The following is a 24,092-nucleotide window of genomic DNA, read 5'->3' on the forward strand; positions in this document are numbered from 1 at the left end:
ACCAAGAGCCCAACAGTGCAAAATCCTGGTTATCGGGTGGGGTGAAAATAGTCAACAACACGTAAAGGGAACAGCGCCTCGAAAGAGGCTTTTTTTATGACCAGGAAAACCTTCTGGTCGCTGTGGGTACACCAACGGGGCGACAAGCGCTATCATAGCGCCCCCTGGACAGCCCGCTGTCCTGATCCATCCCCGCAGCATGGGTCGTTTGGCCCGGCCGATTTATTCCATTGATGAAAGGTGCAGCATGAGCAATTTACCCCAGTGTCCCCAGTGCAGTTCAGAATTTACCTATGAAGACGGTAGCATGTATGTCTGCCCGGAATGCGCCCATGAATGGTCTCAGACCGCCGTCGAAGAGACCGAAGAAAAGCGCGTGATCCGCGACTCGGTCGGTAACGAACTGCAAGATGGCGATACCATCACGGTGATCAAGGATCTGAAAGTCAAAGGCTCCTCCTTGGTGATCAAGGTCGGGACCAAGGTCAAGAACATCCGTCTGGTGGATGGTGATCATGACATCGACTGCAAGATCGACGGTATCGGCGCCATGCAGCTCAAATCCGAATTTGTGAAGAAGGCCTGAGGCCTGTCGTCATTGAATGGCCCCTCGTCCAGTGCGAGGGCCGTTCACTCCCCCCACTCACCGCTCACCGCTCACCGCTCACCGACATGTTCCAGCCGAGACCGGCAATTCTCCGTTCATCTGCTTGATTTGCCCGTGTTTTTATGCAAAAAAGGCAACCTCTTCTACCCTTAGACTTACCGGTCAGCCACTTGCGGAGTTCTTATGTCAGCCGAAACAACCTCCTTGCCGGGGGGCAAACTGACCCTGGTGTTCCGGATTGAGCCCGGCTGCCTGGGACCGGATGGCAAAGACTATATCGAGGAGTTCTGCCTGCTGGTGCAAAAAGCCTTCGAACAAACCCACCAGCGCACCGTGGTGCTGGAGATTATTCCCCGTTTCGACAAGCAATTACCGGAAACTGAATATCGGCTTGGCGAACGAGGGCTGAGCAAGGAAAAAGCCGCGCGCTTGCTGGCGGCGCTGGGTAAAGATCTCGATGCCCTGGAAAGTCAGCTCAATGACGCCCTGCCGAATCTGATTGAGCACTACCTGGCACGCGGATAACAGGTCTCCTCCCCCGCCAGCTGATTGGCCACGATCATCCCCTCTCCTGCGCTGACCCAGGCCTGCGGTGTCCGCACCCGTGCTTGCCATTGTGGCTCCAGGCTTCTGCAACCGCTCCTCAGATAGCCAAGGCCGCCTGCTATGCTTGATCCATCAGGGCTTGCATCATCAAGCTGCGGGTGCCACCCGCTCACTTCGTCATGGAGAACGCATCATGGATCTGATCCAGATTGCCAGTAGCGCCACGCTCGGGCTGTTTTTCGGCATGCTGTTGTTTTTGGAGATCGGTCGCCGGATTGGCTTGCACCATCTGGTCCGGGAAGGAGGATTGGCGCGCGGAGTCAGCACCGCAGAAGGCGCCGTCTTCGCCTTGTTGGGTCTGCTGATCGCGTTCACCTTCTCCGGTGCCGCCAGTCGCTTTGAGGACAGGCGCCATCTCATCACCGAGGAGGCCAATGCCATCGGCACCGCCTATCTGCGCCTCGATCTGCTGCCTGTAACCAGCCAGCCCGAGCTGCGCACCCTGTTTTATGACTACACAGGGCTAAGAGCCCAGATCTACCACAATGCCCGCGATATGGCGGCAGTCCAGCAACGCCTGGATCAATCGATCCGGTTGCAATCACAGATCTGGCAACATGCCCTGATTGCCGCACGGGCGCCTGATGCCCCCGCCCACGCCATGATGCTGTTGGTACCGGCCCTGAACGAGATGATCGACATCACCACCACTCGCTGGATGGTGACCCAGAACCATCCGCCGCTGGTGATATTTTTGCTATTGGCATTTCTGAGCTTGATGGGCTCGTTACTGATTGGCTACGAGATGGCGGAAAACCCGCACCGCAGCTGGCTCCATTGCGTCGCCTTCGCCTGCATCATGTCGTTGTGCATCTATGTGATTGTCGATATGGAATTTCCCCGGTTAGGCTTCTTCACCATTACCGCCGCCGATCAGGTATTGCTCGATCTGCAGGCCAGCATGCTGCCGGATCTGCACAAATAAACCCTCAGCCGCGATGAGTGCACGATCGGACAGAAGCAATGGATACCACATGCCCGCAACCGGACATGTGGTATCGCCAGGAGTAATTCCTAGCTGTAGCTGTGGCAGTTCTTCGGGCAGACCCGGGAGCAGGCACCGCAGCCGATACAGTCATCGGCATCACTGACCGTCATCACCATGGCGACATCATCCTGATCTTCATCATCGAAGTCGTCCCCCAGCACGTCGCTCTTCTCTTTCAAATCAAACACATCCCGCGAACAAACCTTGTAACAACGGCCACAGCCGATGCAGGTGGCATAGTTCACAGCGGTCACAAACTTCGGCTGCCAGGGCTTGCCGCCGCGGGTCAGACCGGTAATGGTGGTGGTCATGGGCACAACTCTCCTTGTGGTTGAAAAACGGGTTACTCCTCATCCCAGCTGGAATGCTCCAGCGCCTGGATGCGGTCGGGATCGCGGTTCCGGCTCTTGCGCTCGGGAGCGGCCTGACGGCTGGCGGCTGGCCACTGCAACTGCAATTGACGGATCAACTGGCTGATGGGGGTACCGGCTTCCACCCGGATGGCGCGAATACCCGCTGCCAGCAACTGGCGGAACACCGACTCGCCCACCGCCACGCAGAACACGGCGAAACAGTCATGGATCACCTCCATCCGGCTCTCCAGCTTGGCCAGGCTGTGTCCCTGCTCGATGCGAAATTCCGTCACCTGCAGCAACTCGGCACGCTCCGGCTCGACGCCATACACCAGCAGAGCCTCGCAGGAGCCAAAATGCTGATCGACACGTTTGTGATCGGCACTGGCAAACGCCACTTTCAACGACGCCGTCTGGGGATCACTCAGGGTTAACTGACGCTCGATGTGATTAAACCCTTCGACGTAATTAGACCCCTTGATGTGATTAGACCCCTTGGTGTGATCAGACCCTTTGATGTGATCAGACATAGCGCAGCTCCTCGGCCATCTGCTCGTCAGTAAATTGTTGCTTGAGCGGCGAATGGTGCACCGCTCGACCATGACAACGCTCCTGCATCAGATTGCCAATCTCGAACAGGGTATCGCGCATACCGGCATAACCCTGACGGGTGCGACGAAACTCGCCCATGCGGTCATAGATGGGAAACCCAATCCGCAACAGCGGAATATCCAGCTCGGCCGCCAAGTCAGCACCATGGGAGTTACTGAGCAATAGATCCACAGCACGCGGTGCCAACGGACCCGAGGCACGAGGGTCTATGCCATCGACCAGATCCTGCAGATCGCCGATGCGGACCGACTCCACCGGTAGGCCAGCAAGCCAGGGCTGATTCACCGGCGCCACCACACTGCAGGGTTGCAGCCCGACGCTCTGAGCAAAGCTGACCCAGGCCATCAGCAGATCGGCTTCCGCACCGATGGCCAGCCGCCGACCATTGACCCAGGTATGGGTGTCGATCATGGCATCCTGCAACTGGCCGCGACTGCGTTCGATCCACTCCGGTACTGGCCGCTCGGCCAGGCGCTGCAGGGTGAGGATGAAGCGATCCATCTCCGCCAGCGTCATCAGATGGGCAAAGCTATGACTCTCGACACCGGTGCGTTTTTGGAGCAGCTGACCGGCACGCGCCAGGGACGGACCAATCACTAGCGTCGCGGCACTCTGCCCCAGTTGGCGCAGCGCCAAAACATCGGTACCGCCTTGCGACACCGGCAAATAGTCACCACGGGCCAGATGACCATCCATGGAGTGGGCCAGATCCGGCACCAACACCGGTTGCAGGCCAAAGGCTTCCACATAGCTGCGGATGAGCTCGATATCCCCGGGGGTCAGCATATGGCTGAGCAGCAGGTTCACCCGCTTCTTGCGCAGGGTACGCACCGCCTGCTCGGGCACCAGCTGTTCAATTAGGGCTTCCACCAGAGTGGCAAAACCATTCTCCATAGAGCCGTAGAAATCGGGAGTATTGAGATGCACCACCTCGATCCGGTCATGCTTGGGGTAACTCTGACGAAACAGCTTGATGGCCCGGGTCATATCGGCACCCTGGGCTTCGGCCAGTCCCGAGCTCATCAGCACGATAATTCGTGGATTACTGCGCTCGCACAGAGTCACCAGCGCCTGCAGAATGTTGTCGTCGGAGCCCATGATGGTGGTGATGGGATCCATGGCCGTGGACTGCAAGGGCACCGGCTCGTGAAAATGCTGGATGAAAAACACCTTGGCAAACGCACTGCAGCCTTGCGCACCATGGATCAGCGGAATGCAGCGATCCAGTCCCAGGCTGCCGAGGATGGCGCCCAGCGGTTGGCCGCTCTTGATGGGACGGGTGGCAATCGGTTTGTTCGGTTTGATGATAAGTGCCATAACAACCTCCTAGCCCTGAACCGTCATGTGCCATGGCGCACGACTCTTGGCCTGGGGCCAGATCGGGCTTTCCAGGGTCAGACAAATCTGCCGCGCCAACTCCACCATGCCGTCATAACCGGCGAAGGCATGCTCCCGCTCCTGATTCACATCCAGAAACGGCAGCTTGGCCTTGTAGGCGGTGTACATGTTGCGGCCACCGGCGATCATCAGATCGGCGCGCTGCTCGTGGGCCACATCCAGCAGCAGACGAGGGTTGCCTTCATCCAGCATGATGGCATCCTCCCCCATCAACTCGCGGATCCGCGCCTTATCCTCTTCGGTGGACTTGCGAGTCCCGCTGGCCACCACAATCATCCCCAGATCCTGCAATGCCGACACCACAGACCAGGACTTGACGCCGCCGGTATAGAGCAACACCCGTTTGCCGGTCAGTCGGGGCCGGAACTCTGCCAGCAGTGCTTCGACCCGCGCCTCTTCGCGAGCGATCAGCGCCTCGGTACGCGCCTGCAGATCCGGATCCTGCAGCCCCTGGGCGATGGCGCGCAGGGAGTCAGACATATCGCGGACCCCGTAGAAACTGCCTTCAAACCAGGGCGTTCCAAAGCGATCTTCCAATTTGCGCGCCACATTGATCAGCGCCCGGGAGCAGACCAGCATGTTCAATTCACTGCGATGGATGGTCTGCACCTCGGCAAAGCGCGCATCGCCGGCCAGAGTACAGAGCACGCGCACCCCCAGCTCATCCAGCAGCGGCAACACATTCCAGAATTCACCGGCGATGTTGAATTCGCCCACCAGCGCTATGCTGTGGCCCCGTGCCGCGGGGATGGCAAAATGCTCCGGCCAGGGTGCCGGCTCCCGGTGGCCGATCACCCGATCCACCATCACATCGCCGGCAATGCGATTGCCCAGATTCTTGCTGCCATAAAAACCAGCGGCATCGACCGCGATCACCGGCACGCCCAGCTTGTCGGCGGTGACCCGGCAGATGGCCTCGATATCATCGCCTTCCATCGCCGGAACACAGGTGTTGTAGACAAACACCGCCGCCGGTTGATAGCGCTCGACGATCTGTTTGATGCCGTGGTAGAGGCGTCGCTCCCCCCGACCCATGATCACATCCTGTTCGCTCAAGTCGGTGGTAAATCCCAACCGGAACAGGGTCGGCCCGGAGCTGTGGGTCCCGCGGTTATCCCAGGAGCTACCGACACAACCGATGGGGCCATGAACGACATGGGCGACATCAGCAATGGGTAATAAAGTGATTTGGGCACCATCGAAGGCACAGCCCCCTGCCGTGGCCCCCGGCTTGGGCGCGCTACAGCCCGATTTGGATTTGCCGTTGTGCTGACACCCTGGCTCATCCATCAATGCAGCGATCTCATTTCCCTTCATAACCACTCCTTGTGGGATACGACCGAACCGATTGCTTACCCTCGAGATAAGCCTGCAACAGGTACTGCAAGGGACAAACCAAAGATAAAATTATGATTTTTATAGCTTTATTTTTGTCGCGTTTCAGACATGAGCGACAAGAGCCAACGCTTGTACTATTCACCACAGAGTCCGTCACCACAGAGTCCGTCACCACAGGAGCCATCACCACAGAGTCAGTCGCCGCAGAGCCAGTCACCACAAAACCGGAGAGCAGAGTTCTGTATCCACCTAGCGCCAGGCGCAGGATGCCCTCCCCGAAGGGAAGGCATCGGGACGACCCGCCCCCCAGCCAAGAGTCGTCCCGAGCCTTGTAAACGTGCATGAGAATTACGCGAGAGAGCCGCCAGCGTTGATGTGGAAGCTGGCGGGTTGAGCGACCGACATGGAAGACAAGGGAAACCAGAAAAATCCCTGCCATGACGGGTTCGGATCTGCTGAAGCAAGATGCCGCACCGCTTATGGATGTGCGCCCGGAGTTCGGGCTGGCAATGCGTGCTCCCACCCCAGCAGGTTTCAGCCTTATTCCTCGAGTTCCAGATCGAAACGGCTGGCCAGGTCATCCTTGCGTCCGAGCGCCTTGGCCAGCCAAGGCGGCAGTTGACCTTGCAGCAGTTGGGTCAAATCATCCAGCTGGGTCCGGATGGTGGGATCGCGTTTAATCTTCACCGGGTGGATACCGTGGCGGATCACCCGTGCCGCGGCGGGACCACCAATGGCCTCGCAAAACAGCAGGTGGCAGCCTTGCAATAACTCGGCTCGGGCCTCGTTGCCTTCACTGCCGGAGGTTCCGGTCTCCTGTTTCCACGCCGAGTAACGACGGATGTCGATGAGCCGGGCCCCCTGCTCACTCACTTGATAGATGAAGAACAGCGGGCAACTGCCGAAGTGGCCATTGACCAGCACGCCATCGGTGGAGGCAAAGGCGACCCGTAACTGGCCTGCGCCCTCACCGGGTGGCAGCGGGCGCGGATCCAGATGCGCTGGCAATTCCCCGTGCAATGTAGCCAACAGTTGCGGCCACAGGCTGGCATCACGCTGTGCCAGCTCCGGCAATGCCCGCTCCTTGAGCAGTTCGAGGCTCAGAGCATCGAGCCCGGCCGTATTCAACGGCCCGCTCAACAAGGAGCAGACCCAGTCAAACAGTTTGACTTGATCCAGATCGGGAACCTGTTGCGCCAGCGCCAGCAGACGCCAATAAACCTGACTTTCCAGCAGCGTATTCATGGGGAGCTCCTTGTCATCGTAACCGCGATGTCATCGCAACAAACATAGGTGTCATCGCAACAAACACAGGTGTCGCGGGGTTAATCCTCACCCTGGGCCCGGGTCAGGCGCAGTGTGGTCGGCAGTGAGGGCATTCCTGCCAGCGGTGCCAGATAGAAAGATTGGCCGTCAGCTAGGTCAATACGCCCGCCCCAGCAATCCTCTTGTTCAAATTCGATGGCGGTGATCTTGGCTTCCAGATCCCGCTTGGCGATGTAGCAGTAGAGGCCATCGGCCTGTTGACGAAACATGATATTGGGCATGGTCTCTCCTTGATGACCCATTCCTGCAGCAGGAACCGGCCAGACAATCGCACACAAAAAAACGGGCGGGAGCCAAGCTCCCGCCCGTGGTCGCCTTAGCGAACCAGGTCGAAGTTGTAGTCGGTCTTGCCGAGCTCCATGGTTTCCTGATCCAGACGCTCCAGTACCGCGTTCACCAGGGTGGTGACGATGTACATGCCGCCCTCATAACCCCAGGTGGTCATGCGGTGCAGGTGGTGGCGGTCGAAAATCGGGAAGCCCAGGCGAATCAACGGCACTTCAAACGCCTTGCCCTTGGCCAGGGTGTCGCGCTGAATGAACTTGCCGTAGGAGTTGCCAATCAGGAAGTCCGGCTTGTTGGTGAACATCAAGGAGCGCAGGTGCCACAGATCGCAACCGACGTAGATCTCGCTGTTCTGACCATACGGAGAGGCATCCAGCACCTTCTTCAGTGCTTTTTCCCACTTCTTGGAGCCGTTGTGGCACAGGATCACGGTTGGCTCGGCACCCAGCTCCAGCAGGAACTTGGTCAGACCCATCACGTAGTCCGGATCCCCGTACAGGGCAAACTTCTTGCCGTGCAGCCAGGTGTGGGAGTCGGTGATCATATCCACCAGACGGCCGCGCTCGGTAGCCAGTGATTCTGGGATGGGCTTGCCGGTCAGCTCGCTGACCTTCATCAGGAACTCGTCGGTCGCTTCCAGACCGATGGGCACGTTCAGTGCAGAGCCAGGCTGGCCCCAGGTTTCGGTAACCACTTTCTTGGTCTTCACCAACTGCCAGGGTTGCAGCAACAGGGTGTCGATGGCGTTCGGTGCATCCACCATTTCCGCCTGAGTGGTACCACCGGCATACATGCGATATTGACCATCGGCCGGCGTATCCAGCACCTCTGACGGGTCGGAGAGCAAGGAAGCGGAGACGCCCATTTCGGCCATCATGCGCTTGAGCACCCGGTAGTTGCCCAGATAGGTATCAAAACCGGTGACCAGGTTCAGCTTGCCATTGCTGCCCACTTCTTTGGCTTCCGGAGCCAGGGAGCGGCAGAAGCCTTCGAACATATTGTCCCAACCGGTGACATGGCTACCGACGAAGCTTGGCGTGTGCGCATAAGGCACCGGCACTTCAGTCGGGATGAAGTTGTCTTTCTTGGCGTTGTTGGTGAAGGCTTGCAAGTCATCACCGATAACTTCCGCCATACAGGTGGTCGATACCGCAATCATTTCCGGCTTGTAGAGCGCATAAGCGTTCTGCAGACCGTCATTCATGTTGGCATGGCCACCGAACACAGCCGCGTCTTCGGTCATGGAGTCAGACACGCAGGCGACCGGCTCCTTGAAATGACGATTGAAATAGGTACGGAAGTACGCCACACAGCCTTGTGAACCATGCACATAGGGTAGTGTCTTCTCAAACCCTAAGGAGCAAAGCACGGCGCCCAGGGGCTGGCAGGCTTTGGCCGGGTTGATGGTCAGCGCTTCACGCTTGAAGTTCAGCTCTTGGTACTCAGCCGAGGTGGTCCAGTCAAAGACTTCCTTTACCTTGCTGTCGCCATGGGCTTCTTCGAAACGGCTTTTCTTGCCTGCAAACAGGCTCTGATATTCATCCTGCTCGAACAGGGGATAACAGGGTTTGATGTTCTCAATATTCTGACTCATATCCATCTCCTCCCGCGCCACTCATCTGTGAACTAACGGGTTACAAGGATTGCCATCCTGCCCTTAGGCAGACTTCTTCCATGGTGGGGTCTGTTGGGACCAGCACGGATTATTCAACGTCATGTCCATATCGCGGGCGAAGATGGCAAAGCCGTCATAGCCGTGGTACGGGCCGGAATAATCCCAGGAGTGCATCTGGCGGAACGGAATACCCATCTTCTGGAAGATGTACTTTTCCTTGACGCCAGAGCCGATCAGATCAGGCTTGATGGCCTTGACGAACTCTTCCATCTCGTAGCCGGTGACATCGTCATACAGCAAGGTGGCTTCTTTGAGTTCCGGCAAAGTCCGGTCGTAGTCATCGTTGTGGCCGAATTCATAACCGGCACCGACGATTTCCATACCCAGGTCTTCATAGGCGCCGATGACATGACGAGGACGCAGACCGCCCACATACAACATCACCTTCTTGCCTTGCAGACGAGGCTGGTACTTGGCAATCACGGCCGCCGTTTGCGCTTCATACTTGGCGATGACCGCTTCGGCATTCTTCTGGATGGTTTCGTCGAACTGGGCTGCGATCTTGCGCAGAGACTCGGAAGTCTTGGTCGGTCCGAAGAAGTTGTACTCCATCCATGGGATCCCGTACTTTTCTTCCATATGGCGCGAGATGTAGTTCATGGAGCGGTAGCAGTGCACCAGGTTCATCTTCACCTTGGTGGTGTTTTCCATCTCCGGCAGGGTACCGTCACCGGACCACTGGGCTACCACGCGCAGACCCATCTCTTCGAGCAGGATGCGGGAAGACCAAGCATCACCACCGATGTTGTAGTCACCGATGATGGCGACGTCATAGGGGGTGCCTTCGAAGGCTTCACCATCACGGTTCGGCAGGATCCAGTCCCGGATCACGTCGTTGGCGATGTGGTGACCCAGGGACTGCGAGACGCCCCGGAAGCCTTCGCAACGCACCGGAACCACGGGCTTGTCGATCTGCTTGCTCGCTTGCTTGGAGACGGCTTCGATGTCGTCACCGATGAGGCCGATCGGGCACTCGGACTGTACCGAAATCCCCTTGGTCAGCGGGAACAACATTTCCATCTCTTCGACAATCTTCAGCAGCTTCTTGTCGCCACCGAATACGATGTCCTTTTCCTGGAAATCGGAGGTAAAGTTCATGGCGCCAAAGCTGTCCACCCCGGTCACGCCGGTGTAGTAGTTACGACGGCCACCGCTGGAGTACATGCCACAACCGACCGGACCGTGGGACAGGTGGATCATGTCCTTGATCGGGCCGAATACCACGCCCTTGGAGCCGGCGTAGGAGCAACCACGAGCCGTCATCACGCCCGGCAGGGACTTACGGTTGGAGGTGATGCACTTGCTGGCCTTTTCCAGGGATGGGTCATTGGCCGTCAGGTGCTTCTGTCTGTCTTTGCGCGCCTTCTCGGGGTAGATCTCCAGCACTTCCTGGATCAGCGCTTCATTCTGTTCACGCGTTCTGTCTGTCATTGCTTATTCTCCCTAGCGGAGGATTTCCGGGCCGACCACAGCCGGCCGCGGAAATCACAGGACTCAGGCTACCGCTTCTTCTGCTGCGGTCTTGCCGATGATGCTTTCGTCTTCCTCGTCCATGATGCCGAACTCCATCAGCAACGCTTCGAGTTCGTCCATGGTGACCGGGGTCGGGACCACCAGCAGCTTGTTGTCCACCACCTTGCGGGCCAGAGTGCGGTACTCGTTGGCTTGCTTGGCATTCGGGTCATATTCGATGACGGTCATGCGGCGGATTTCGGCGCGTTGTACCACGTTGTCACGGGGTACGAAGTGAATCATCTGGGTACCCAGCTTGTCGGCCAGGGCGATGATGAGCTCATCTTCGCGGTCGGTCTGACGGGAGTTACAGATCAGGCCGCCCAGACGCACGCTACCGGACTTGGCATACTTCACGATGCCCTTGGAGATGTTGTTGGCGGCATACATCGCCATCATTTCGCCGGAGCAGACGATGTAGATTTCTTGTGCCTTGTTTTCGCGGATTGGCATGGCGAAACCGCCACACACCACGTCACCCAGCACGTCATAGAATACGAAGTCGAGGTCGGCTTCATACGCGCCTTCTTCTTCCAGGAAGTTGATGGCGGTGATAACACCACGACCGGCACAACCAACTCCTGGCTCAGGACCACCAGACTCGGCACAGCGCACGCCGCCGTAACCGATCTGCAGCACGTCTTCGAGTTCCAGATCTTCTACAGAACCCTTTTCCGCAGCCATTTCCATGATGGTATTCTGGGCCTTGGCATGCAGGATCAGACGGGTAGAGTCGGCCTTGGGGTCACAACCGACGATCATCACCTTCTTGCCCATTTCAGCCAGAGCGGCGACCAGGTTCTGGGTAGTTGTGGACTTGCCGATCCCACCCTTGCCGTAAATTGCACATTGACGAAGCGCCATGTCGATATCTCCTTGTTGACAGTTGACGCTTATCTAATTGCACGGCTTGTACCAATTGCGGAAAAACAAATAACCAATTGTTTTATATGGATAATTTATTTGAATGACTGGCTTTTGGCAGCGAGGAAGAAAACAAACACAGGCTATTTGTACGGAAAAGCACAACAACCGACACAGCGATTGTCGCACTGGCATGGCTGTTGGCCCCGGCCTGCCAACCCCAAACAAAGGCACATTTCCAGCTATATGGTGAAAGAGCCAGCTCAGGCGTGAGATGGCGTCCGAACGAGCGCAGACACGCCGTAAATACATCCCTGTAGGCTCGATGGCGGCATCCCTGCCGCCAACGGTCAGCTTTTCGTCCAGACTCCATCCCCCTCCATTCACGACAACTAACTGGGAGAGAGCCAAACAAAAACCCCGGCACGCAGGCCAGGGTTTGGGTTACAACAACAGACGAATGCAGGGTTATGCCTGCTCGAGCACCGGCTCGGCAGGAAGTGCCTGGCTGGATAAAGCGAGAATTTCTTCCTCACTCAGCTCCTCACCCAAAGCCCCTTCGCTGCGCGCGACTACCGCGGCGGCGATTGCATTGCCCAGCACATTGGTCGCCGAACGGCCCATATCCAGAAAATGGTCGATGCCCAGCAACAGCAAAATACCGGCTTCAGGAATGTGGAACTGGGACAGGGTGGCGGCAATCACCACCAAGGAGGCCCGAGGCACCCCGGCCATCCCCTTGGAGGTCACCATCAACAGCAGCAGCATGGTTATCTGCTGGCCGAAGGAGAGATCGATGCCATAGGCCTGGGCGATAAACAGGGTGGCAAAGGTGCAGTACATCATGGAGCCGTCCAGATTGAACGAATAGCCCATGGGCAGCACGAAACTGGCGATACGCTTGGAACAACCAAAGTGCTCCAGACGCTCCAGCGTCTTGGGATAGGCGGCTTCGGAGCTAGCGGTCGAGAACGCCAGCAAGGCTGGTTCACGGATGCTCTTGAGCAGGCGTAGCACGCGGCCACCCAGGAACAGGGCGCCCATTCCCAGCAGCACAAACCACAGGACACCGATCGAGAGGTAGAACTGCGCCATAAAGGTGCCATAGGTCGAGAGGATACCCATCCCCTCCTTGGCCACCATGGCCGCAATGGCCGCGAAGACCGCCAATGGAGCAAACGCCATCACAAAACCGGTGACCTTGAGCATGATATCCGCGGTGGCGGACATCAGCTTGACCACAGGCTTGGCTTTATCCCCCAACGAGGCGGCAGCCAAGCCAAAGAACAGCGAGAAGACGACAATCTGCAGGATCTCGTTATTGGCCATCGCCTCGACCACGCTCTTGGGAATGGCGTGGGTCACGAAATCTTTCAAGGTAATGGCACCGGCGGAGATGCCGCTGCTGGCGGCGGTGTCCGGCACACTTAAGGCGAGACCCACCCCCGGCTGCAGCAGGGTGACCATGATAAGACCCAGACTCAGGGAGATCAGCGACGCGGTCAAAAACCAGCCCATGGTTTTCGCACCAATGCGTCCAACCGTCTTGCTATCCCCCATCTTGGCAATTCCCACCGTCAGGGTACTGAACACCAAGGGGGCAATAATCATCTTGATCAGACGCAAGAAGATATCGGTCAAAATGGTGATGTTGGCAGTAAAGCTGGTAATGGTGGCAGCATCCGGCGCCAGGGCACGTACCAGGTGGCCAACCAGAATGCCAAGCAGCATGCTGATCAGGATCGCAGCTGTCAGTTTGTTCATTTTCATACGGGATCATCCAGATTCGATGGAACTAAGATGCGGCAATATCCGCCTGTCAGGACAGAAACTACCGCTGGCAATCGGGAATAATGCCGAGCAACGATCGGAAAAACCAGAAAAATACAGCATAAGAGATGATAATTTGAGCAACTTAACAGCCTATTAACCTGCCGCAATAGGTATGAAACGTAAACGGTAGCTTAACGAATCCATAATCCCGACTTGGGCCACAGCGCAGATCCCGCTAGCATGATGATCTGCATCGTGCGCAGGGATCTGACCTTCGCCTTGCCATGCTCACCCGGCAGTCAGCCACAGGAGCCCCTTATGAGAACAATGCGATTCCCGTTGACCGTTTTAGCCAGTGGCCTGCTGTTACTCGGCGGCTGTGGCAAAACCACCGAGCCCACCCCCGCCATTGGTATGGCCAATCCAGCGGCCGTCTATTGTGCCCAGCAAGGCGGCAAGAGTGAGCCGGTGACCTCGGAAGCCGGACAAAGCAGTAACTGTCACCTGCCTGATGGCCGGGTCGTCGAGGAGTGGACCCTGTATCGCGCCGATCATCCCGCCCCTGCCGCTGGCGCCGAGAACTAACCTCTAGGCCGTAGAAACGCCACGCAGTTGAAACGGCACCCGGTAGAATCGCCAGTCACCGAACAAACGATCTGCCGACCATCTAGAACAACATTGCCAAAACAACGCAGGATCGAAAAAACAACACGGGCGCCGAAGCACCCGTGTTGTTTTTGTTTGCCTTGTTCTCGGACCGCCAGGATTAGAGCAATCCTTCTTCTTGCATGGCTCTTTGTACCGAAGGGCGCGCCAGTACCCGCTCCCGGAAGGCCAGCAGGTGCTGATAGGGGCTGAGATCAAAGCCAACAATCGAGGCCCAGTTACTGACCACAAACAGATAGGCATCGGCAATGCTGAAGGTGCCATCCGCCAGATAGGGTGAATAAGCCAGCACGCCATCGACATGGGCAAAGCGCGCCGCCAGCCGTTCGCTGACCTGGGCCTTGTACTCCTCAGGGATCTGTTTACCAAACAGCGGCGAAAAGTTTTTATGCAACTCGCTGCCGATAAAGTTCAGCCAGGCCAACAAGCGATAACGGGCCACCTCACCGGCTGGCGGTACCAAGCCTGCCGCCGGAACCAGATCGGCCAGATAAAACAGGATTGCCGAGCCCTCGGTCAGGATCTCGCCATTATTCAGCTCCAGCACCGGCACATACCCCAAGGGGTTAATGGCCAGAAAATCACGACCATCGGCGATGGTTTTATTGCGCAAATCAACCCGCTCCAGGGTATAAGGCAGACCCGATTCACACAGGATGATGTGAGAGGCCAAGGAGCAGGCTCCGGGGGTGTAGTAGAGTTTCATGGGGACTCCAAAGGATCACAAAAACAGCGCGACAACGGTCTCCAGCTTCGATCATCCCCCGCCGTCATGGCAACCCTTTTTTCCAGACTTTTCCGATTTTTCCGTCGCCAGCTCATCGAGGATCGGGCAATCCGGCCGCTCGTCACCGTGGCATTGACTGACCAGACGGCGCAGGCTTTGTTGCATCTGCTGCAACTCGACAATCTTCTGCTCCAACGCCTGCAACTGTGCCTCGGCCAGCGCCTTGACCTCCTGACTGGCACGACCGCGATCCCGCCACAGGATCAGCAACTCGGCAATCTGCGGCAAACCAAACCCCAAACTGCGGGCCTGACGGATAAACCGGATCTCGTGCAGCGCCGTCTCATCGTAATAACGGTAACCCGCCGCCGAGCGTAGCGGTGCCGGAATGAGACCCAGCGCCTCATAGTGACGGATCATCTTGGCGGTCACGCCGCTGCTGCGGGCGACTTCGCCGATGGTCATCCCCTTACCACGCCGTTCCTCGGGCTCCGGATCCCGGGGGAATGGCCGCCGGAGAGAATTACTGATCATGGCCGGACTCCTTATCCGTCACTGCGGGTTGAGAGGGCGCAGTCGGGATCGAAGGTGTGCTCGGGAGCGAAGACGAGAGTTGCGACACCTGAGCCTCCACCCCCCTGGTCAGCCGCCAGCGGCGCAACAGCAAGGCGTTGCTGACCACACTCACCGAGCTGAATGCCATCGCCGCACCGGCCAGCACAGGGTTCAGCAACCCGGCCGCAGCCAGGGGGATCCCGACCAGATTGTAGATAAAGGCCCAGAACAGATTCTGACGGATCTTGGCGTAGGTACGCCGGGAGAGATCGATCGCAGCCCATACCAGTTGCGGATCGTCACGCATCAGGGTAATGCCGGCCGCCTGCATGGCGACCTCACTCCCGGTGGCCATGGCAATCCCGACATCCGCCGCCGCCAGAGCGGGCGCATCATTGATGCCATCTCCGACCATGGCCTGGATGATCCCCGGCTGGCGATAACGACTCAATGCCGTCAGCTTTTCCTGCGGCAACAAATTAGCCTGAAAATCCCGGATCCCCAGCGCCGAGGCGACTTTGGCAGCTGCCAAGGCGTGATCCCCGGTCAACATCACCACCTGAATGCCTGCAGCCTGCAACTCCTGCACCGCCGCCACGGCGCCAGGCTTGATGGGATCGGCAAACCCGAACCAGGCCAGCACGCGGGGTTGGTCCTGTGCATCCTGATAGCCAAGATAGGAAATGCTTTGGCCCGCCTGCGCCGCTTGTGCTACCGCCGACTCGGCAGAAGTCGGCAAGCTCACCCCCATTTCCGCCAGCAACCGCTCACTGCCCAGCCACATAACGAACGATTGACCGGCGTAAGCGACTGTGCCTTGCATGCCGCGCCCCGGCAATGCGGTTCCGGCCAGCAACGTCGGCAAAGGCTCGCCATCAGCCGGGACAGCTCGGAGCAAAGCCTTGGCCAGGGGATGACTGCTGCCCTGCGCCAGAGCTGCCGCCAGCCGCAGTGCCCGCCCAGCTTCGGGCTCGTCGTCCTGCATTGGCCGCTCCGTGGCCGCAGCCGGCAGCACCAGAGGCCCGACGACCGCCGAGGCAACCAGCTCTGGATGGCCGAGCGTCAGGGTGCCGGTCTTATCAAATACCAGCTGGCCGATGGCTTGAGCCTGCTCTAACGCCTGCGCATCTTTGATGAGGATGCCGTGTCGCGCCGCCACGCCGGTCCCCACCATGATGGCGGTCGGCGTGGCCAGCCCCAGGGCACAGGGACAGGCAATCACCAGCACGGCCACGCCATTGAGCAGCGCTTGTGGCCAATCGCCCGCCAGCAGGCCCCAGCCCAGAATCGTCAGCAGCGCAATCCCGACCACCACCGGCACGAAGATGGCACTGACCCGATCCACCAGGCGTTGTACCGGCGGCTTGGTCATCTGGGCTTGCTCTACCAGCCGAGTCAGCCGCGCCAGTGTGGTTTCAGCCCCCAGGCGTAAGGTTTCCAACTCCAGTAGCCCTTCGCCATTCACGGCGCCGCCGGTGACCGTATCTCCGACGCTTTTGCTTACCGGCAAGCTCTCACCGGTCAGCAGGGATTCGTCCACCTGGCTCTCGCCGAGCAGCACCTGTCCATCCACCGGAATTCGCTCTCCTGGCTGAACCATCACCCGATCGCCCACCTGCAGGGCAGCCACGGCCAGCCAACGCCATTCCCCCTGCCGATAGACGCGAGCCTGTTCCGGCCGCAACGCCTGCAGGGCGCGGATGGCGGCCGTGGTTTGATGCTTGGCGCGCGTCTCCAGCCATTTGCCTAGCAAGACCAGGGTAATGACGGTCGCCGAAGCCTCAAAATAGAGCTCCGGCACGGCAGCATGGTGCAGCATGAACTGCGCGCGCAGCCCGAGCAGCCATTGCCAGCACGAGAGGCCATAGGCGGCGGAGGTCCCCAAGGCGACCAACAAGTCCATATTGCCACTGCCGCTGCGCAGTGCCTGCCAGGCACTGCGATAGAAGCGCGCCCCCAACCAGAACTGTACTGGTGTCGCCAGCAGCCATTGCCACAGCGGTGGCAGCGCCCAATGCTCGCCCCACAGCATGGCCACCATGGGCAGCAGCAGTGGCATGGTCAGTAAAGCCGCGACCGCCACCGGCCACCAACTGGGCCAGCCCTGCGCCTCCGGCTCTGCAACCGTCTGGTTCGACGTGGGTAGTTCGGCACCAAATCCCAGCCGCTGTACGGTCGCCAGCAACCGTGCCGGATCTGTGTCGGCCAACATGCCGATCCCCGCTTCACCACTGGCCAGATTGACACTCACCGTGACAACGCCCGGCACCTTGAGCAAGCCCCGTTCGATCCGCTGCACGCAGGAGGCACAACTGATGCCACTGATGTGGAAGCTCTGCTCCAGCAAGGGCACAGAAAACCCGCAACGTTCGACCACTGCCAGCAAGACTGGCAAGCCAAGCTCCTGACTGGCCTCCACCTCGGCCTGAGCCGAGGCAAAATTGACCTCGGCATGATTCACCAGCGGTGTAGCCCGCAACACTTTTTGTAACCGTGCCGCGCAAGCGGCGCAGTTCATGCCAGCAATCGGCAGCCGCCACCGCGCGGTTGCACGCGCAGCGGATGAGGCTGCCAACGGGGATGATTCGGACTCTAAAATGGACATGTGCAAGCTCCGACTGACCAGGAAACAGATATCGATAGTTCAAGTTTCAACCTTACCATGATGTAAAGGTCAAGCCGATGACAAACCAAGGCACACTGCGCTCGTCTCGACGCTTCCAGCTGGATAAATTCACGGTTTTCGATTGGCATCGCAAAGCCAGAGTGCTACCTTCCAGTAAGCAACATTTTTGCAACAAGCGCCCCTTCATGACGGCTTGCCAAGCGACACCAGCAGCAGGGTTCTGTTGGCTCAGGAGATCCCCCTCATGCACAGTTTTCTCATTCCCGATATGACCTGTGGCCACTGTGCCAGCGTGATCAAAACTACCTTGCTCAATGCCGATGGTCAGGCCCGGCTCGAGATCGATCTGGCCCAGCACCTGCTGAGAATTGATAGCCAGCTCGGAATTTCCCAGATCCTGGCTCTGTTGGAAGAAGCCGGTTACAGCCCGACCATTCAAGGGCATTGATGCCCGGTGAGGTATTGAACGGAGACTGTTCGCGCTCGAGATGAAATTATCACGCTAAAACAGGAAATCTCGGGGGGAGCGATACACACTTGTCTACACACCAGCTTGATAGTTTCAGTGGCCGTGCAGCCGTCAACACCCGCAGGAGGTGAGCCATGCATACCTTTATCGTCAATGATTTGATCTGCGAAGCCTGCAGCGGTGCCATCACCGACACCATACGCCACGCCGATCCACACGCCAGAGTACAGATCGATCTGGAACAGTTCCGGGTCGAAATCGATAGCCAGCTCAGCCGGGAGGAACTGGCCCTACGCCTGATGGAGGCGGGCTACACCCCGGATCCCCAATAACAGTTGTCACCATCCCGATGGTTCCAGTGTTCAACCATCCTATTTGCGGTACCCGTCACAAGGAGACGTCATGAGCAAGCTCGTCGTGGTTTATCACAGTGGTTATGGTCACACCCAGAAACAAGCCGAGGCCGTGTTGGCTGGAGCCGGACAGGTTAGCGGCGTCGAAGCCAGTTTGCTGGCCATCGATAGTGAGGGAAATATTCCTGACGGTGGTTTTGAAGAACTCGCAGCGGCCGATGCCATCATTTTTGGCTCTCCCACCTACATGGGGGGACCCTCCTGGCAATTTAAGAAATTTGCCGATGCCAGCTCCCGCCCCTGGTTCGGGCAGGCCTGGAAAGACAAGATTGCTGCGGGCTTTACCAACTCGGCCACCATCAACGGCGATAAGCATTCAACCCTGCACTATCTCATCACCCTGGCCATGCAACACAGCATGATTTGGGTCGGTACCGGGTTGATGCCGGCCAATAGCAAGGCAGCGGTACGCAACGATATTAACTGGCTAGGCTCGTTTGCGGGGCTGATGGCGCAATCTCCTTCCGATTCCAGTCCGGATGAAGGCCCACTCCCCGGCGATTTGGCGACCGCCAAACTCTTTGGTGAACGGGTCGCGCAGCTCAGCCTGCGCTTCAAGTAATCCAGAGCCCGTCGAGGGCCGAACGACCGTAACGAAAACGCCACCCGAGGGTGGCGTTTTGCTGTGTTCTGCCGGGGAATGGCTTACTCAGGCGGCGCTCAGCAATACCTGGCGCAGTCGACGTAACCCCTCCACCATCAGCTCAGGCTCGGTATGGCTGAAATTCAAACGCAAATAGCCATGGGGCGGTTCATCTTCGGCAAAGAATGCTTCGCCAGGCATAAATGCGACCCCCGCCGCCAGTGCCGGTTGCAGCAAGGGACGGGTATCCCGCACCTGCTTGAGCTTCAACCAGAAGAACAGGCCACCAGACGGCACCTGCCAATCGGCCAGATCCGAGAACTCGCTCTCCAGGGCGGCGGCAAACGCATCCCGGCGCTCGCGGTAGAAGGCTTGTAACCGCGCCAGACGTGCCGGTTTTTCCGCCGAACGCATATATTCCAGCGCCAGCCACTGCCCCGGGCGATTGGTGTGCAGATCCGCGGCTTGCTTGAGTCGCACCAAGTGAGTAATCAGACTCGGATGGGCGATCAGATAACCAACACGCAGGCCTGGCATCAAAATCTTGGAGAAACTGCCCTGGAACACCCACGGCGCCCGTTGCACCAAGGAGCAGATCGGCGGTTTGGCAACCCCGTCGTAATCGAGCTCGCAGTAAGGTTCATCCTCGATCAACGGCAGACCGTATTTATCCAACATGGCAGCTACGTCCTGCCGCGCCTGGACGCTATAACAGGTACCGGACGGATTTTGGAAACTCGGGATGAGATAAGCAAAGCGCGGTTTGTGATCCCGCACCTGAGTCTCGAACAGTTCCAGATCCAGCCCAGGCCCCTTCAAGGGGACACCCTGGCACTTGGCTTGAAACAGACGGAAGGATTGCAACGCCGCCAGGTAAGTGGGCGATTCAACCAGCACACTGCTCTCCGGATCGATAAACAGCTTGGAGACCAAATCCAGACCTTGCTGAGAACCGGATAGCACCAGCACCTGATTGGCATCACACCGGATCCCCTTGCTGCGCGCCTCGGCCGCGATGGCTTCGCGCAATTCAGGCTCGCCCTCACTCATGCCATATTGTTTGACATAGCTTGGCAAGGTCGACCAATCCGCTTCGGGAAAACTGGCGGCTGCGGGTAAGCCACCGGCAAACGAGATCACTCCCGGTTGCTGGGCCGCGGCAAGGATCTCGCGAATGATGGATGAGGTTAGGTGCTGGATCCGCTGGGCAAACATGCCGACCTCCTGTCAGTGTGCATGAAGCTGAGGCGCGAGTTGCATTTTCTCGCGCATCAAGGTAAATAAGTCAGTAAAGTTGACCTATCTTGCCACCGGATTGCATCAAGTCAATATGATTGACCAAAATAACCAGGCCGCGCTCAATGAAGCGCTGGAATTGTTTCATTTCGCCTTTCGCGCCTTCACCACGGGCCCGGATGCCATTCTGGCGGAGCATGGGCTGCAGCGAGTGCATCACCGCATTCTCTATTTCGTGGGACGCAACCCGGCGCTCAGCGTCAACGCCTTGCTGCGGATTTTGGGAGTGAGTAAACAGGCGCTGAATGGTCCATTACGGACCCTGCAGGAGTCAGGACTAATCCTCGCCACGCAGGACCAGCACGATCGGCGGATTAAACGTCTGACCCTCAGTCAGTCTGGAATGGAACTGGAAAGTCGTCTATCCGAAAGCCAACGGCAGTTGATGGCTGGAGTGTTTCAGCAAGCTGGCGTTCAAGCCGAACAGCAGTGGCGTACCATTATGGCCCAGTTGGCTCATACCCAATTTTCCCATCTGCTCTCCTGATCCAGGTGATGCAGGCACGATCAGCCTCCTGTCGAAGCCTTCGGCACCTTCACTTGGCGTTCGCTAGCAACCGGCGTGCTGCAACTCCACGGAGAGTTCATCACCGCTATCGGCGCGAAATTGCAGGACACAGGGCTTGTCCATCACCCGTTGAAAGGTCGGATAATCGGTTTGCCGCAGCATGCCCAGTGGCATACCGTTAGCTCGTTGCAGCCAGGAAGGTGACGTCAATCCGGCATTGGCAAACCGTACCTGCTCATCCTGCTCCGAGACCAGGATCACCGCCATATTCACATTGCCCCGCAGCCCCGATTCATACAGATTCCAGTTCAGGTATTCCAACACGCTGCCCGGGGAGTCCAGTAAGCGACTCTCTCCTTGCTGATATTGGCGATAGGGGCCATGTAGCAAAAACTTGATCATGGCACCGATGAACGCGGCATCTGCCCCCATAAATGACAGCTCCATCACCACCAGCATCAGCTGGCCATTGAGCTCTAAAAACTCGGGAAGCAACAGCGGGCTGCTGCTGTGATAGCGGGTTTGCCAGCGTTGCAGCGTCTGTTCATGGGGCGGAGCCATGGCGCTGAGCAACTCAGTGGCCGCCACGTCATCTCGATGCAACCGGGAAAGATGGGCTGCCAGCTCACCATAGTGCTGGGCCTCGGTGACGGACTCCAGGCACTCCTCAATCGCTTGAGACAGTGCTGGCCAATTGCGGATCGGCTTGATGAGATAATCCTTGGCGCCAGCACGCAAAGCACGGGTCACATCATCCAGATTGGCTTGCCCTGAAATCACCATGACCGGGGTTTGTGGGAAACGGGCGGCAATACACTGGATCACCTGATGGCCATCCATCCCCGGCATGTTCAAGTCACACAGCACCAGATCCGGGTGGTAAACCGCAACGGCAGCGAGTCCGTCCAAACCATTTTCGGCAACATAAACCAGATGGTTTTGCTGTCGCAAAAAAGCCAACAAAGTTGCCCGGAACACCGGCTCACCTTCAATGACTAATATTTTACGCTGCCCACCCGGGTACGACATCTTCAACCTGTCTCGATTCTCTGACTCTGTTGCATTGAGGGTAGACAAGTTGCCAGCAGAACAAAAGTTCTAGGTTGATGAGAATTGCTCGTTTTTAGACGGCCGCCCGATGAATGTGTTGGTAAACGGTTCAATCGGGATCAGCGTCCCCCTCTAACAGGCGCAGATCCCACCGCTTTGCTCTCGGCAGCATGCTAAAACCACGCAAATGATTGGCGCTGATGGCGGATTAATCGATAATAGCGCCACTGTCCTCGCTACTGTTTATCATGACGCCAACTGAGTACCTTCAACTCAATAGCCCCAGGTTGAGCCATCCGGCCAGAACCCTCTATTATCTGCATTTGCGGCGGTTAGCCGAATCCGGTGCCCCGGTCCTGCTCAGCTATCCGGAGCTGGGCCGGGCGCTGGCGGTCGAGGACCCGCAGCAACCGGGCGGCTTTAGCTATCAGGTCAACGCCAGTCAGCTCACTCGACTGCTGGACGAACTTCAGGAGGCTGGGCTCATTCGCGTAAACCACCCGCCACAAGAAAGTCATTACCATGGTGCCGTGTGTGTATTACCCTGCCTGACTCAGGCTTTTAACAGCTTACCAATCCCACAAGCCGCGCATCCGATGCAGCCGAGTTGGCGTCCTGGCGAGGCATTTCACGATCTGGCAAAACTGTGCGGATTGCTGGAGAGTCGCTTCAACGAGGAGGAGTTGGGGGAGTTTATGGCCTATTGGTTGGGCCGTCCGGAAACTTTTGCCACCGACCATCAATGGATGTTGAAATTTATCAAGGCATTGAAAGCAAGACGCTATACCAAAACCAGTCTGACACCCATGGTAGGCACGGGTTACCAGCAAGTGGCGGCGACTCCAGACAGCGGCCCCAGTCCACGAGCCCTACAGATGATTGCCGACGCTCGCCGTCTGCGAGCGCACGAGCAAGGAGAGAGCGATGAAAAAGAATGAGCCAACCCATCTGAGTCAGGAGAACCGGGCAGAACCCTTGCATTCGGTACATCGTGAACATGATCCGCAATTGCAGAAGCATATGAACACCCTGCTGCAGCGGATCCAGCGCCTACGTAGAAATCCTGATGACCATACAGAGCTGGATTACGAAACCTTGCGTCAGCAATATGAAGCCGCCGCCAATCGGGAGGTTCGCCAGCTCCAGCAGGAGGCTCAACGCCACCGGATTGAACGTCTGATTGCACAAGCGGATCTCAACCCCGAGTGGCTATTCGCACGCATGGATCATACCGACCCAACCCTGGAGTACGCCATCCAGACCGCTCGCTCCTTCATCAGTGGCTTCGAACACTGGGAACAGCATGGCGGCAGTTGTGTCTTGATCTACGGCGGTTATGGCACAGGCAAATCGACACTGGCTGGCGCTATCGCCCATGAGCTGATCGCCCAGCATCAAAAATCAGTCATCTTCCAACAGTGGGCATCGGTCGTCGATCGCCTGTTTTTCGGCGTGATTGAGGATCAGGAAGAGCGCAACCGCTATCGCCGCGCCCTGGAAGAGGTCGACCTGCTGATCATCGATGAAATCGGCTCAAATCGCGCCAAATTACTGGAGAGCCAATCCAGCTTTCTCGGCCATTTGCTCCGCCGTCGTCGTAACCTGTCCAAGAGCGTCATCCTGATCACCAACCATGCGCCCGCCTCACTGCATCACGCGCTGGGTGATTTTTGTTTCGAAGCGATCAAAGCCTTTAATCCTGTCGATATCCAGCTCATCGGTCCCAGTCGCCGGCCCCATGTCGGCAACTACCAAGGCTGAATCCAACCGCTGAAAAGCGCATCGAGTAGGAGGAGGCCTCGCGGCCTCCGTCCTCTCACACCACCGTACATGCGGTTCCGCATACGGCGGTTCATGTTAAC

Annotated in this window: 25 protein-coding genes; 10 read left to right on the plus strand and 15 right to left on the minus strand. The window is 58.0% G+C overall.

What is annotated here, in order from left to right; genetic code table 11:
* Nucleotides 1-247: 247 nt before the first annotated feature.
* The 3 genes from ACYVG7_RS14490 (at nucleotide 248) to ACYVG7_RS14500 (ending at nucleotide 2,138) form a co-directional block, all read left to right on the plus strand.
* Nucleotides 248-586, plus strand: a complete 339-nt coding sequence (locus ACYVG7_RS14490) for a zinc ribbon domain-containing protein YjdM (protein ID WP_460883803.1) — start codon at nucleotides 248-250, stop codon at nucleotides 584-586.
* Nucleotides 587-790: 204 nt separating this feature from the next.
* Entirely contained in the window at nucleotides 791-1,132 is a 342-nt protein-coding gene (locus tag ACYVG7_RS14495) for a hypothetical protein (protein WP_460883804.1), read from the plus strand.
* A 214-nt stretch (nucleotides 1,133-1,346) separates the two neighbouring features.
* Nucleotides 1,347-2,138: a bestrophin-like domain gene (locus ACYVG7_RS14500; protein WP_460883805.1), complete on the plus strand. Its 792-nt coding sequence runs from the start codon at nucleotides 1,347-1,349 to the stop codon at nucleotides 2,136-2,138.
* A gap of 89 nt (nucleotides 2,139-2,227) precedes the next feature.
* Here ACYVG7_RS14500 and fdxB read toward each other — a convergent pair whose 3' ends face one another.
* The 10 genes from fdxB to ACYVG7_RS14550 all read right to left on the minus strand — a co-directional run bounded on the left by fdxB (nucleotide 2,228) and on the right by ACYVG7_RS14550 (nucleotide 13,334).
* A complete protein-coding gene (fdxB, locus tag ACYVG7_RS14505; RefSeq protein ID WP_460883806.1) occupies nucleotides 2,228-2,512 on the minus strand; it encodes a ferredoxin III, nif-specific in 285 nt (94 codons plus the stop codon).
* Nucleotides 2,513-2,544: 32 nt separating this feature from the next.
* A complete protein-coding gene (locus ACYVG7_RS14510; protein WP_460883807.1) occupies nucleotides 2,545-3,084 on the minus strand; it encodes a NifB/NifX family molybdenum-iron cluster-binding protein in 540 nt (179 codons plus the stop codon).
* The gene (gene nifN / locus ACYVG7_RS14515) at nucleotides 3,077-4,483 is read right to left on the minus strand and encodes a nitrogenase iron-molybdenum cofactor biosynthesis protein NifN (protein ID WP_460883808.1); all 1,407 of its coding nucleotides are present in this window, start codon (nucleotides 4,481-4,483) and stop codon (nucleotides 3,077-3,079) included. Before nifN ends, ACYVG7_RS14510 begins: the two co-directional genes overlap by 8 nt.
* 9 nt (nucleotides 4,484-4,492) lie before the next feature.
* On the minus strand, nucleotides 4,493-5,881 hold the full coding sequence (gene nifE, locus ACYVG7_RS14520; RefSeq protein ID WP_460883809.1) for a nitrogenase iron-molybdenum cofactor biosynthesis protein NifE: 1,389 nt from the start codon (nucleotides 5,879-5,881) through the stop codon (nucleotides 4,493-4,495).
* Nucleotides 5,882-6,442: 561 nt separating this feature from the next.
* The gene (locus ACYVG7_RS14525) at nucleotides 6,443-7,147 is read right to left on the minus strand and encodes a NifB/NifX family molybdenum-iron cluster-binding protein (RefSeq protein ID WP_460883810.1); all 705 of its coding nucleotides are present in this window, start codon (nucleotides 7,145-7,147) and stop codon (nucleotides 6,443-6,445) included.
* 80 nt (nucleotides 7,148-7,227) lie between these two features.
* Nucleotides 7,228-7,449, minus strand: a complete 222-nt coding sequence (nifT, locus tag ACYVG7_RS14530) for a putative nitrogen fixation protein NifT (RefSeq protein WP_460883811.1) — start codon at nucleotides 7,447-7,449, stop codon at nucleotides 7,228-7,230.
* Nucleotides 7,450-7,544: 95 nt separating this feature from the next.
* Nucleotides 7,545-9,107, minus strand: coding sequence for a nitrogenase molybdenum-iron protein subunit beta (nifK, locus tag ACYVG7_RS14535; protein ID WP_460883812.1), 1,563 nt, complete (start codon nucleotides 9,105-9,107; stop codon nucleotides 7,545-7,547).
* A 63-nt stretch (nucleotides 9,108-9,170) separates the two neighbouring features.
* The gene (nifD, locus tag ACYVG7_RS14540; RefSeq protein WP_460883813.1) at nucleotides 9,171-10,619 is read right to left on the minus strand and encodes a nitrogenase molybdenum-iron protein alpha chain; all 1,449 of its coding nucleotides are present in this window, start codon (nucleotides 10,617-10,619) and stop codon (nucleotides 9,171-9,173) included.
* A gap of 63 nt (nucleotides 10,620-10,682) precedes the next feature.
* Nucleotides 10,683-11,564 carry a nitrogenase iron protein gene (nifH, locus tag ACYVG7_RS14545; protein ID WP_460883814.1) on the minus strand — a complete coding sequence of 294 codons (882 nt, stop codon included), beginning with the start codon at nucleotides 11,562-11,564 and terminating at the stop codon, nucleotides 10,683-10,685.
* 468 nt (nucleotides 11,565-12,032) lie between these two features.
* Nucleotides 12,033-13,334, minus strand: a complete 1,302-nt coding sequence (locus tag ACYVG7_RS14550; RefSeq protein ID WP_460883815.1) for a dicarboxylate/amino acid:cation symporter — start codon at nucleotides 13,332-13,334, stop codon at nucleotides 12,033-12,035.
* 321 nt (nucleotides 13,335-13,655) lie between these two features.
* Between ACYVG7_RS14550 and ACYVG7_RS14555 the strand changes: the two genes are divergently transcribed.
* Entirely contained in the window at nucleotides 13,656-13,922 is a 267-nt protein-coding gene (locus tag ACYVG7_RS14555) for a putative hemolysin (protein WP_460883816.1), read from the plus strand.
* Nucleotides 13,923-14,103: 181 nt separating this feature from the next.
* Here ACYVG7_RS14555 and gstA read toward each other — a convergent pair whose 3' ends face one another.
* Genes gstA through ACYVG7_RS14570 form a run of 3 tightly spaced genes read right to left on the minus strand, consistent with a single transcriptional unit; the run spans nucleotide 14,104 to nucleotide 17,890 of the window.
* Nucleotides 14,104-14,709: a glutathione transferase GstA gene (gene gstA / locus ACYVG7_RS14560; protein ID WP_460883817.1), complete on the minus strand. Its 606-nt coding sequence runs from the start codon at nucleotides 14,707-14,709 to the stop codon at nucleotides 14,104-14,106.
* A gap of 51 nt (nucleotides 14,710-14,760) precedes the next feature.
* Nucleotides 14,761-15,264 (minus strand): Cu(I)-responsive transcriptional regulator, encoded by a 504-nt coding sequence (cueR, locus tag ACYVG7_RS14565; protein ID WP_460883818.1) that lies wholly within the window; start codon nucleotides 15,262-15,264, stop codon nucleotides 14,761-14,763.
* A complete protein-coding gene (locus tag ACYVG7_RS14570; protein ID WP_460883819.1) occupies nucleotides 15,254-17,890 on the minus strand; it encodes a heavy metal translocating P-type ATPase in 2,637 nt (878 codons plus the stop codon). Before ACYVG7_RS14570 ends, cueR begins: the two co-directional genes overlap by 11 nt.
* 265 nt (nucleotides 17,891-18,155) lie before the next feature.
* Between ACYVG7_RS14570 and ACYVG7_RS14575 the strand changes: the two genes are divergently transcribed.
* The 3 genes from ACYVG7_RS14575 (at nucleotide 18,156) to ACYVG7_RS14585 (ending at nucleotide 19,355) form a co-directional block, all read left to right on the plus strand.
* The gene (locus ACYVG7_RS14575; RefSeq protein ID WP_460883820.1) at nucleotides 18,156-18,359 is read left to right on the plus strand and encodes a heavy-metal-associated domain-containing protein; all 204 of its coding nucleotides are present in this window, start codon (nucleotides 18,156-18,158) and stop codon (nucleotides 18,357-18,359) included.
* Nucleotides 18,360-18,514: 155 nt separating this feature from the next.
* Nucleotides 18,515-18,712 carry a heavy-metal-associated domain-containing protein gene (locus ACYVG7_RS14580; RefSeq protein WP_460883821.1) on the plus strand — a complete coding sequence of 66 codons (198 nt, stop codon included), beginning with the start codon at nucleotides 18,515-18,517 and terminating at the stop codon, nucleotides 18,710-18,712.
* Between the two features lie 70 nt (nucleotides 18,713-18,782).
* A complete protein-coding gene (locus ACYVG7_RS14585; RefSeq protein ID WP_460883822.1) occupies nucleotides 18,783-19,355 on the plus strand; it encodes a flavodoxin family protein in 573 nt (190 codons plus the stop codon).
* A gap of 87 nt (nucleotides 19,356-19,442) precedes the next feature.
* Here ACYVG7_RS14585 and ACYVG7_RS14590 read toward each other — a convergent pair whose 3' ends face one another.
* Nucleotides 19,443-20,591, minus strand: a complete 1,149-nt coding sequence (locus ACYVG7_RS14590) for an aminotransferase-like domain-containing protein (RefSeq protein WP_460883823.1) — start codon at nucleotides 20,589-20,591, stop codon at nucleotides 19,443-19,445.
* A 115-nt stretch (nucleotides 20,592-20,706) separates the two neighbouring features.
* On the opposite strand from ACYVG7_RS14590, the gene ACYVG7_RS14595 reads away from it, so the two are divergent.
* The gene (locus ACYVG7_RS14595; RefSeq protein ID WP_460883824.1) at nucleotides 20,707-21,159 is read left to right on the plus strand and encodes a MarR family winged helix-turn-helix transcriptional regulator; all 453 of its coding nucleotides are present in this window, start codon (nucleotides 20,707-20,709) and stop codon (nucleotides 21,157-21,159) included.
* Between the two features lie 63 nt (nucleotides 21,160-21,222).
* On the opposite strand, the gene ACYVG7_RS14600 is transcribed toward ACYVG7_RS14595, so the two are convergent.
* Complete coding sequence (locus tag ACYVG7_RS14600) at nucleotides 21,223-22,209, minus strand: response regulator (RefSeq protein ID WP_460883825.1); 987 nt, start codon at nucleotides 22,207-22,209, stop codon at nucleotides 21,223-21,225.
* Nucleotides 22,210-22,478: 269 nt separating this feature from the next.
* Between ACYVG7_RS14600 and ACYVG7_RS14605 the strand changes: the two genes are divergently transcribed.
* Together ACYVG7_RS14605 and ACYVG7_RS14610 are read left to right on the plus strand one after the other, a co-directional pair.
* Nucleotides 22,479-23,168, plus strand: coding sequence for a DnaT-like ssDNA-binding domain-containing protein (locus ACYVG7_RS14605; protein ID WP_460883826.1), 690 nt, complete (start codon nucleotides 22,479-22,481; stop codon nucleotides 23,166-23,168).
* On the plus strand, nucleotides 23,155-23,991 hold the full coding sequence (locus ACYVG7_RS14610) for an ATP-binding protein (protein WP_460883827.1): 837 nt from the start codon (nucleotides 23,155-23,157) through the stop codon (nucleotides 23,989-23,991). The genes ACYVG7_RS14605 and ACYVG7_RS14610 overlap by 14 nt, the downstream gene beginning before the upstream one ends.
* Nucleotides 23,992-24,092 lie beyond the last annotated feature (101 nt).

Source organism: Pseudaeromonas pectinilytica (assembly GCF_054780855.1).